Raw genomic sequence first — 9,792 nt, forward strand, 5'->3', positions numbered from 1 at the left:
GCCCTCGCGCGGTGCGATACCCCTTGGGCCGGCCAACGGCCGGCGCTACCGGTGCCCGCCGTTGGTCGGTACGCCTTTCTAGAAGCCCAGTTCCACGCCCGGCAGCAACGGCTGCAGATGTTCGCGGAACAGCGCCTTGATGCGTTCCAGCGCGGCCTCGTCGTTGCCTTCGAAACGCAGCACCAGCACCGGGGTGGTGTTGGACGCACGAAGCAGGCCCCAGCCATCGGGGAAATCCGCGCGCAGGCCGTCGATGGTGGACAGGCGCGCGCCGAAGAACGCCGACTCCTCCACCTGCGCCGCCGCCACGAACAGAGACACCAGCGCGTGCGGCGTGCCCGCTTCCACCGGTACCTTCAGCTCCGGCGTGGACACGCTGTCGGGCAGCTCGTCCAGCACTTCGGACGGGGTTTCATCGCGCTGGGCCAGGATTTCCAGCAGGCGCGAGGCCGCATACAGGCCGTCATCGAAACCGAACCAGCGCTCCTTGAAGAAGAAGTGCCCGCTCATTTCACCGGCCAGCTCCGCGTCGGTTTCGCGCATCCTGGCCTTGATCAGCGAATGCCCGGTCTTCCACATCATCGGGCTGCCGCCATTGCGCAGCACGTAGTCGGACAGCTTGCCGGTGCACTTCACGTCGTAGATGACCAGCGCGCCCGGGTTGCGCTGCAGGACGTCGGCCGCGAACAGCATCAACAGGCGGTCGGCGTAGATGATCCGGCCTTCCTTGGTCACCACGCCAAGGCGGTCGCCGTCGCCGTCGAAGGCCAGGCCGATGTCCGCATCGAAGCGCTTCACGGTCTTGATCAGGTCTTCCAGGTTCGCCGGATCGCTCGGGTCGGGGTGATGGTTGGGGAAGGTGCCGTCCACGTCGCAGTACAGCGGAATGACCTCGGCTCCGATCGCCTCCAGCAGCGGCTGCGCCAGTTCCCCGGCCACGCCGTTGCCGGCGTCGGCCACCACCTTGATCGGGCGGTCCAGCTGCACGTCGTCGGCAATGCGCTGGATGTAATCGGCGTTGACCTCGCGCTGCTGCAGGCTGCCGGGTTCGGCGGCCACGTGCAGCTGGCCGTCGCGGATGCGCTGGTACAGCTCGGTGATGGCATCGCCGGACAGGGTTTCACCGCCGACCACGATCTTGAAGCCGTTGTAGTCGGGCGGGTTGTGGCTGCCGGTGACGGCCACGCAGCTGCCCGCGCGCAGGTGGTAGCTGGCGAAGTACACCACCGGGGTCGGCGCCAGGCCGATGTCGATGACGTCGCAGCCGGAACGGCGCAGGCCTTCGATCAGGCTGGCGCTGAGTTCCGGACCCGACAGGCGACCATCGCGACCGACCACGATGTCGCGCAGCCCCTGCACCTGCAGCACCGAGCCGATGGCCTGGCCGATCAGCACGGCCACCTGCGGGGTCAGCTCGCGGCCGATCACGCCGCGGATGTCGTAGGCGCGGAAGATGCCTTCCGGCACCTCGTGGCCGGGCCCGGCCGGCAGCGCCGGGGGCGCCGCGCCCGCGGCCGGGGTCGCGTCCAGCACGGGATCCATTTCCAGGCTCTCACGCAGGGTGGGCCCATGTTCGCCTTCGACCACGCTGGCACGACGGCGCGGCAGCGGCACCTTGCCCTTGCCGAACTGCAGCATGCCGGCGATGGCCAGCAACAGGACCGCCACGATGAACGACGGAATGGCGCCCAGCCCCAACGGGCCCGGTTCCACGTCCGGCACCGCCGCCGACAGGCGCAGGCCGGACTTGCCGATCGGCCGGGCCAGGCCCTCGGCGCCGTTCGACAGGGCGGCGTCGCCCTGCTCGATGATGTTGTGGCCGCCCTGGCGCAGCGCCAGGTAGCCGGCAGACGGTACCCGTACCTGGTCGAAGGTGCCGGTCAAACGCAGCAGTGGCTGGCGCACGTAGATGACCGCCGGCCCCTGCGCGCCCAGCTGCACCGGAACCGCCAGACCCAGGCGCTGGCCACCGGCATCGCGCACCACGCGTGCAGTGACGGTGTCGCCGGCGATGGCCGCTTCCAGCAGCGCCAGTCGCGCGTAGCCGAAGGTCTTGGGGTCGGCATAGGCCGCGTCCAGGTCGGTGGTGAACACCTCCACCTCCTCGGTGCCCGGCCAGCCCTCGCGGACGGCGAGCGCGGTGGCATCGGCGTCGCCGGCGGCCAGCGCGGCACTGACCCGCTCGCTCTTCACCAGGGTGCGCAGCTGCGCGGTCTGGCCATCCAGCGCGGTCTGCACGCCCTGCACGATCTGGTCGCGCGACTGCTCCAGCGCGTGGCCGACCGACGCCTGTCGCCATTGGCGCACGCCGCTCCACGCAAACCATGCGGCCAGCAGCACCAAGGCCCCCACCAGCAGCAGCTGGTTACGCTTGCCTTTCAATCGCGGCTGTCCTTCCGCACTTGCCTTGCTCATCGTGTTCCCCCTGTCAGCGCACCCCGGTATGGCCGAATCCACCCGTTCCCCTGGCGCTGTCGGTGAAAGTATCCACTACCTGCAGCCCCACGCGTGCAATCGGCAACACGACCAACTGTGCAATACGGTCACCGGGCTGCAGCGTGAAGGCCTCGCGGCCGCGATTCCAGGCGCTGATCAGAAGCGGGCCCTGGTAATCGGCATCGATCAGGCCGGTGCCGTTGCCCAGCACGATGCCGTGGCGGTGGCCCAGCCCGGAGCGCGGCAACACCACCGCGCACAGGTTCGGGTCGGCGATGTGGATGGCGATGCCGCTGGGAATCAGCGCGGTGTCCCCCGGCTGCAGGGTGAGCTCGGTTTCCAGCGCGGCGCGCAGGTCCAGGCCGGCGCTGGCTTCGGTGGCGTAGGCCGGCAGCGGCCAGGTGTCGCCGAAGCGCGGATCGAGCAGCTTCACCTGCAGCGGCTGCAGGGACGGGGCTTGGGTCATGCGTGCAACCTCTGGGCAATCAGGGACAACAGTTGTTCGGCCAGCTGCGCCTTGCTGGTGCCGGGGAACACCTGCTCCCCGCCCTGCCAGTACGCAGTCGCCGCATTTTCATCGCTTTCGAAGCCGCCGTTGCTGATCCCGACCTGGTTGGCGATGACCAGGTCCAGCCGCTTGTCGACCAGCTTGCCGCGCGCGTACTTCTCCACGTCGTGGGTTTCGGCGGCGAACCCGACCACCAGCTTCAGCGCGTTGGTCTGCGCGGCGACTTCGGCCAGGATGTCGGCGGTGCGCACCAGTTCCAGGGTCAACGTCTGCGATCCGGCGGTCTTCTTCAACTTCTGCGGCGCGATCTGGCGCGGGGTGTAATCGGATACCGCCGCCGCGCCTATATAGATGTCGGCGGGCAGCGCGTCGAGCACGGCATCGCGCATCTGCGCGGCCGAGCGCACGTCCACCCGCTGCACCCCGGCCGGGGTGGCCAGGTGCACCGGGCCGCTGACCAGCACCACCTGCGCGCCCTGGCGCACGGCGGCCGCCGCCAGCGCATAGCCCATCTTGCCGCTGCTGCGGTTGCCCACGTAGCGGACCGGGTCAAGGTCTTCATAGGTGGGGCCGGCGCTGATCACCACGCGCAGGCCCTTCAGTTCCTGGGACGCCTCGGGAACAGCGCGGTCCTGCACGGACGCCAGCGCGGCCACGATGGCGTGCGGCTCGCTCAGCCGGCCCGGGCCGGATTCGCCTTCGGCCAGCGGGCCGTCTTCCGGACCGATCACCTGGGCGCCGCGCTCGCGCAGCAGGCTGATGTTGGCCTGGGTGGCCGGGTGCAGCCACATGCGGTGGTTCATGGCCGGACACACCGTGAGCGGCGCGGTAGTGGCCAGGCACAGCGTGGTGACCAGGTCATCCGCATGGCCGTTGGCCAAGCGGGCCAGCAGGTCGGCGGTGGCCGGGGCGACCACGATGCGGTCGGCCCAGCGCGCCAGCTCGATATGGCCCATGGCCTGTTCGGCCGCGCTGTCCCACAGGGTGGTGCGGGTAGGCTGCCCGGACAGGGCCTGGAAGCTCAGCGGGGTAACGAACTGCTGGGCCCCGGCGGTCATGGCGACCTGCACCTGGGCCCCGGCGTCGCGCAGCCGGCGCACCAGTTCCAGCGACTTGTAGGCCGCGATGCCGCCACCCACGCACAACAACAGCTTCTGGCCTGCCAGCGGGCGCGCCTGCGCCGGGGAAGCCTGGGGGGAGTCAGCCACCTGCGGAATTCCTGTCGATCTGAGGCGATTAGCTTACCCGATGGGGTGTGCGGGGCTGATGCCCCAGGGGCATAAGGAGTGGGTTTTTGGTCATGAAGGCTTGGCGGGTGCTTCTCGCGGGGCGGCCTGCCCTTGCGGTATGCGAACATCCTGCCCTGACGACCTACCGGCGGACGGGGAATTACTCCGGCAGGTCAGCTCTGAAGCGTGACAAGGGAAAATCACGATGCCTGTTGAAGAAATTGCAGGAAGCCTGCTCGGCGGCATTGGCAGGTTCATTGCCTGGATGTTCGTTGACCTGCTGTTCCATACCATCATATTGGGTACCGGCCATTTGGTCCTGAGTGTGCTGGCGCCGAAGAAGGAGCCTTCGGAGAATGCCTGTGCTGCCGCCGGTCTGATCACCTGGGCCCTGGTTGCGCTGACCGTGTTCGGAATCTATCGCGCCACACTGGCATAGCCGTCCAGGCAAGTTGACAACTTGTCCAGTGCATCGCGCGTTGCGGTTGTTAGCATTGAATGCAGTAGATCAAGGATCGTGAACTGCCTGTGGCCACCTCGTCTTCCCCTGTTGTTTTGGACACCCCTCTCACCTGCGAGGACGCGTTCGCAGAGATCGAACGACGCGTTCGCGCCGGCGTGCATCCCGACCGCATCCGGTTGGGCCACAACGAGCGCGCCCTGTACTGGGTGTGCAACAACAGCTTGCTTCACCATGACGGTCCGGACGAGTCCACGATTGTCGGGCGCATCCAGGCGCACCTGGCGCTGATCTCCCTGCTGCTGGTCAAGGGTGCGGATCCCAACAAGGCAGCCGGACGTGGCGCCACACCCCTCTCGACCACCTGCCGGGACTTCATCTTCAGCCCGGCCGCGTGGGCGGTGGAGAAACTGCGGCTGCTCCTCGCCGCCGGCGCGAACCCCCGCCTGACCAGGGATTCGCCGATCTGCACCGTGCTTGGCCTGCGCGACATGCGTGGCGAAGTGTGGAACCCGGCATTTGATGCGGATGCGGATCCGGCGGAGATGGGCTACATCTTCGAGGCCATCGACGCGCTGCTGCAGGCCGGCGCCAGCATTGAAGCCATGGACCACCGGCAGATGTACACACCGCTGTTGATTGGCGCGTACCTTGGCAGTGTGCCGCTGCTGCGGTTCCTCGCAGAGCGCGGTGCCAACGTACACGTGGTCAATCCCGCCGGTTCCAACGCGCTGATGTATGCGTCGGGCGATGTGGACGGACTGAAAGCCAGCCGCGGTGGCATCTCCACCACATGGCAGCGGATGGGCGACCCGGTGGCCGTTGCCCGGCTGTTGATCGACTGGGGCCTGGATCCCGCCGCTGCCAACGAGCGCGGCCGCACGCCACTTACGCTGGCGTTGAACGCGGGCAATGTTGACGTGGCGGCGGTGGTGGCGGAAGCCCTTGCAGCACACCGCAAACTTCTGAAAGCGGATGTGCGCCGGTTCAAAGGTACGAAGTGGGAGGCGCAGGTGGCAGCACTGGCCACCAGCGGCCGCACGAGCAAGCCGCCCAGGACGCAGACGAAGCCCGTGGGTGCAGCGCAGGCCGCTTCATGGGACCGCGCGCGCCAGGAGATGAACCACCCTGATGCATGGCAACGCCCTGCGTGGTTCTGCGCATACAACAAAGCATTGTTCGACCATCTGGCCAGCGGCAGCCACCCGGCCATTCCGGTAAACCTGCTGTACGCCGATTACGCCGACGCGCTACGCACGCTGCACCTGTCGAAGACCAAGGACTGGATCAGCCGCAGCGGGGTGGTGACGGTGAAGCCGGATATCGTGACCTGGGACAGCCTGCGTATCAGCTACGCGCAGCTTGATGGAGATGACCTGGTCTGCCGAGAGGAGATCGTCATGCCGCTGTCGCCGGAGCAGCAGCCTGGCATCGAGTCCGTAGCGGACGCGGTGGGGGGCATGACTTCCCGCTATTTCAAGTTGCCCGCCTGAACCTTCCAGCGGGCTGGAAGCATGGATCGAAGCCGGCGGCCTGCTTGAACTGCGAGGCCACTGCGAGCCTATTGTCGCTGCTTACTCACGCAACTACGCCAGTTCCGACATCGGGTGTATTCGGTCGATAGATACTTCCAAAACTGAGACGAGCTATTCAACTTCAGCCGTTTTCCGGCCATAGACTTCGCATCCTCAAGGCTCAACGCAGAATCGACACCGGGGGCAGAGGCGACGCGGTTGACCGACAGGCAATCATGTACTGCGTGGCAATCATCGCCCTCGCGTCGCTCGGCCTCAGCTACATGCTGTTCACTCGCATTTCAAAGATGTCCTGAATCGTTCGGAGCACGTCCCATGACTGAAATCCTCGTTGCCTCAACCGTAGTGATTGCCCTTGTAGCCCTTGGGTTCGGAGCGTGGAGTCTGGTTCAGACGCACAAAGAGGTGCAGCGGCAAAAGGAGCGCGATCATCCTGAGTGATCTGCAATAGCGCTGTTGCAATCATTACCACCTTGCTGACCTCCCATACCTGCGGGGCCGAACCATGCGAGGGCGAATCGCTTCCAGTAACCCATCAGAACTCCGCTGAAGGCAGCTGTTGCAAAGCAATTTATAGCAGTTGTCCTTTCCCACCAGGTCACGCGGTAGTTTCCTATGCCCTCCGCTTGCCTGAACGCCGACACTGGCCGAATGGCAATCAAACATTGGCCCGAGCACGATCGTCCGCGGGAGAAGCTGCTCAAGCTGGGCGCCGAAGCCCTCTCCGACTCTGAACTGCTGGCCCTGTTCATCGGCAGCGGCTGCAATGGGCTGGATGCGGTGCAGAGTGCCCGTCGCCTGCTCGAAAACCATGGACCACTCCGCAAGCTCATGGACATGGATGCCAGCAGGCTGAGGAAGCTGCCTGCTCTCGGCCCCGCGCGCGCCTGCAAGCTGGTCGCCGCCTTGGAGTTGGCCAGCCGCCATCTGCTGGCCGATCTGGAGCGCGGCGACAGCATCTGCGATCCCGGCTCGGCCGGGCGCTACTTCAAGATGCGATTGCGCGCACGGCCGCAGGAGGTTTTCGCCGCTCTGTTCATGGACACCCGCAACCGGACCCTGGCGTATGAGGAACTTTTCACCGGCACCATCGATGCCGCGGCCGTCTACCCGAGGGAGGTGGTCCGGCGGGCACTGCTGCACAACGCGGCGGCGGTCATCGTCAGCCACAACCACCCATCCGGACGGCCCGAACCCTCCCGGGCCGACCGTGAAATCACCGACCAGCTCCAGCAGGCCCTTGAACTGGTGGGCGTCCGGCTGGTCGACCATATAGTCGTGGGCGACGGCCCGCCGGTCTCCATGGCCGAGCGCGGCTGGCTCCGGCGCGGCCCATTTCCCCCCAGCTGAACGGCCCGGTCAGCCGGATTGCCCGCCTCCCAACGGCTCCGGCCCCATCCGGAGACCCGCCGCCAGCCCCCGCTGTGCCCCGGTTCAATGGATCGGGGCAGCTTCTGGGCTAAAATTGCCGATTCCGCCGCTCCAGTCTTCAAAGCAGGCCTTGTGAAAAATCTCCTCCGCGCCCTGATCAACCAGGGCATCGAAGCGCTGCGTGCCAATGGCACGCTGCCGGCCGACACCCTGACTCCGGAATTCGTGGTGGAACGCCCGAAGACCCGTGAACACGGTGATTTCGCCACCAATGCCGCCATGCTGCTGGCCAAGCCGGCGCGCAGCAACCCGCGCGCCCTGGCCCAGGCCCTGCTGGACGCCCTGCCCAAGAGCGACGACGTGCTGCGCGTTGAGATCGCCGGCCCGGGCTTCATCAATTTCCACCTCGCCCCCAGCGCCTACCAGCGCGAAGCGGCCAGCGTGCTCAAGGAAGGGGCCGATTACGGCCACAACCTGAGCGGCAACGGCCGCACCGTGGGCGTGGAATACGTGTCGGCCAACCCGACCGGCCCGCTGCACGTGGGCCATGGCCGCGCCGCGGCGATCGGCGACAGCCTGGCCCGCCTGCTGGAAGTGAACGGCTGGAACGCCAAGCGCGAGTTCTACTACAACGACGCCGGCGTGCAGATCGAGAACCTGGCCCTGTCCACCCAGGCCCGCGCCAAGGGCATCAAGCCCGACGACGCCGGCTGGCCGGAAGGCGGCTACCGCGGCGATTACATCGAAGACGTGGCCAAGGCCTACCTGGCCGGCGCCACCGTTGAGCTGGAAGGCCATGCGGTGGTGGGCGAGCGCGACCCGGACAACCTGGACGCGATCCGCCGCTTCGCGGTGGCCTACCTGCGCAACGAGCAGAACCAGGACCTGGCCGCGTTCGGGGTGGATTTCGACATCTATTTCCTGGAAAGCTCGCTGTACAAGGACGGCAAGGTCGAAGAGACCGTGGCCCAGCTCAACGCGGCCGGCCATACCTATGAGGAAGGCGGCGCGCTGTGGCTGCGCTCGACCGACTTCGGTGACGACAAGGACCGCGTGATGCGCAAGTCCGACGGCACCTACACCTACTTCCTGCCGGACGTGGCCTACCACCTGTCCAAGTGGCAGCGCGGCTATGAGCGGGCCATCACCGAGCTGGGCGCGGACCACCACGGTTCGCTGGCGCGCGTGCGCGCCGGCCTGCAGGCGCTGGACGTGGGTATTCCCAAGGGCTGGCCGGAGTATGTGCTGCACCAGATGGTGACGGTGATGCGCGGCGGCGAGGAAGTGAAGCTGTCCAAGCGGGCCGGCAGCTACCTGACCCTGCGCGACCTGATCGAGGAAGCCGGCCGTGATGCCACGCGCTGGTTCCTGATCGCGCGCAAGCCCGATTCGCAGCTGACTTTCGATATCGACCTGGCCCGCCAGCAGAGCAATGACAATCCGGTCTTCTACGTGCAGTATGCGCACGCCCGCGTGTGCAGCCTGCTGCGCCAGGCACAGGAGAAGGGGCTGTCGTACACCCCGGCCGAGGGCCTGACCGGGCTGGCGTCGCTGAGCGACGAACCTTCGCTGTGGCTGATGGTGGAAATGTCGCGCTTCCCGGAAGTGGTGGAAGCGGCCGGCGTTGCGCTGGAACCGCACCTGGTGGCGCAGTACCTGCGTGAATTGGCGCACGCCTTCCACACGTGGTATCACGGCACGCAGGTACTGGTCGCTGACGATGCCGAACGCAATGCCAAGCTGACGCTGGCCTGCGCGGCACGCCAGGTGCTGGCCAATGGTCTGAACATCCTGGGCGTTTCCGCCCCGGAAAAAATGTAAGTAGTGGAGAGGCAGTAAATGGCAGCACGACGTGGCAAGACCCAGGCCCGACGCAACACCAGCCAAGGCACGCCCGGATGGGTGTGGCTGGTGGCCGGCGTGGCGATTGCCGCCGTGGTGTTCCTGGCGGCACCGAACCTGTTCAAGAACGATGGCGACGGCTTCCTGCGGGTAGGCCCGCAGCCGGACCCGAACGCGCAGCCGGCCCCGGTCAGCGACGCCGACACCGACGTGGGCGCTGAACTGCCCAAGCCGGGTGCGGCCAAACCTGCCGAACCGGCCAAGCCGGCCGCCACGCAGTACGACTTCTACACCCTGCTGCCCGGCAAGGAAGTGGAAATGTCCGATGCGGAGCTGGCGGCCAGCGCGCGCGCCGAGGAACAGCGCCGGGCCAAGGCCGAGGCGCAGCGCGCGCAGGCCGCGCTGGAAGGT

Annotated in this window: 8 protein-coding genes and 1 pseudogene; 6 read left to right on the plus strand and 3 right to left on the minus strand. The window is 66.9% G+C overall.

The window, feature by feature from the left end; genetic code table 11:
* Positions 1-78: 78 nt before the first annotated feature.
* The 3 genes from RWO33_RS16730 to coaBC are packed head-to-tail and all read right to left on the minus strand — an operon-like array spanning position 79 to position 4,152.
* Positions 79-2,415 carry a phosphomannomutase/phosphoglucomutase gene (locus tag RWO33_RS16730; protein WP_314106275.1) on the minus strand — a complete coding sequence of 779 codons (2,337 nt, stop codon included), beginning with the start codon at positions 2,413-2,415 and terminating at the stop codon, positions 79-81.
* A 13-nt stretch (positions 2,416-2,428) separates the two neighbouring features.
* Positions 2,429-2,902: a dUTP diphosphatase gene (dut, locus tag RWO33_RS16735; RefSeq protein ID WP_145481132.1), complete on the minus strand. Its 474-nt coding sequence runs from the start codon at positions 2,900-2,902 to the stop codon at positions 2,429-2,431.
* Entirely contained in the window at positions 2,899-4,152 is a 1,254-nt protein-coding gene (gene coaBC / locus RWO33_RS16740) for a bifunctional phosphopantothenoylcysteine decarboxylase/phosphopantothenate--cysteine ligase CoaBC (RefSeq protein ID WP_314106276.1), read from the minus strand. Before coaBC ends, dut begins: the two co-directional genes overlap by 4 nt.
* Positions 4,153-4,378: 226 nt before the next feature.
* Here coaBC and RWO33_RS16745 point away from each other — a divergent pair, with 226 nt between their 5' ends.
* The 6 genes and pseudogenes from RWO33_RS16745 to RWO33_RS16770 form a co-directional block, all read left to right on the plus strand.
* A complete protein-coding gene (locus RWO33_RS16745) occupies positions 4,379-4,612 on the plus strand; it encodes a hypothetical protein (RefSeq protein WP_314106277.1) in 234 nt (77 codons plus the stop codon).
* An 89-nt stretch (positions 4,613-4,701) separates the two neighbouring features.
* On the plus strand, positions 4,702-6,126 hold the full coding sequence (locus tag RWO33_RS16750; protein ID WP_314106278.1) for a hypothetical protein: 1,425 nt from the start codon (positions 4,702-4,704) through the stop codon (positions 6,124-6,126).
* Between the two features lie 357 nt (positions 6,127-6,483).
* A complete protein-coding gene (locus RWO33_RS16755; protein ID WP_314106279.1) occupies positions 6,484-6,609 on the plus strand; it encodes a hypothetical protein in 126 nt (41 codons plus the stop codon).
* Positions 6,610-6,819: 210 nt separating this feature from the next.
* Positions 6,820-7,518, plus strand: a complete 699-nt coding sequence (gene radC, locus RWO33_RS16760; protein ID WP_145481121.1) for a DNA repair protein RadC — start codon at positions 6,820-6,822, stop codon at positions 7,516-7,518.
* 153 nt (positions 7,519-7,671) lie between these two features.
* A complete protein-coding gene (argS, locus tag RWO33_RS16765; RefSeq protein ID WP_145481119.1) occupies positions 7,672-9,360 on the plus strand; it encodes an arginine--tRNA ligase in 1,689 nt (562 codons plus the stop codon).
* An 18-nt stretch (positions 9,361-9,378) separates the two neighbouring features.
* Positions 9,379-9,792, plus strand: a pseudogene (locus tag RWO33_RS16770) (sporulation protein); the annotation flags it as partial.

This window comes from uncultured Stenotrophomonas sp. (genome assembly GCF_963519925.1).
GTDB classification, from domain to species: Bacteria; Pseudomonadota; Gammaproteobacteria; order Xanthomonadales; family Xanthomonadaceae; genus Stenotrophomonas; species Stenotrophomonas maltophilia_AE.

Coding starts and splice junctions, on each gene's coding strand:
- RWO33_RS16730 (WP_314106275.1), bottom strand. CDS start 2,415: ATGAGCAAGGCAAGTGCGGAAGGACAGCCGCGATTGAAAGGCAAGCGT.
- dut (WP_145481132.1), bottom strand. CDS start 2,902: ATGACCCAAGCCCCGTCCCTGCAGCCGCTGCAGGTGAAGCTGCTCGAT.
- RWO33_RS16745 (WP_314106277.1), top strand. CDS start 4,379: ATGCCTGTTGAAGAAATTGCAGGAAGCCTGCTCGGCGGCATTGGCAGG.
- RWO33_RS16755 (WP_314106279.1), top strand. CDS start 6,484: ATGACTGAAATCCTCGTTGCCTCAACCGTAGTGATTGCCCTTGTAGCC.
- radC (WP_145481121.1), top strand. CDS start 6,820: ATGGCAATCAAACATTGGCCCGAGCACGATCGTCCGCGGGAGAAGCTG.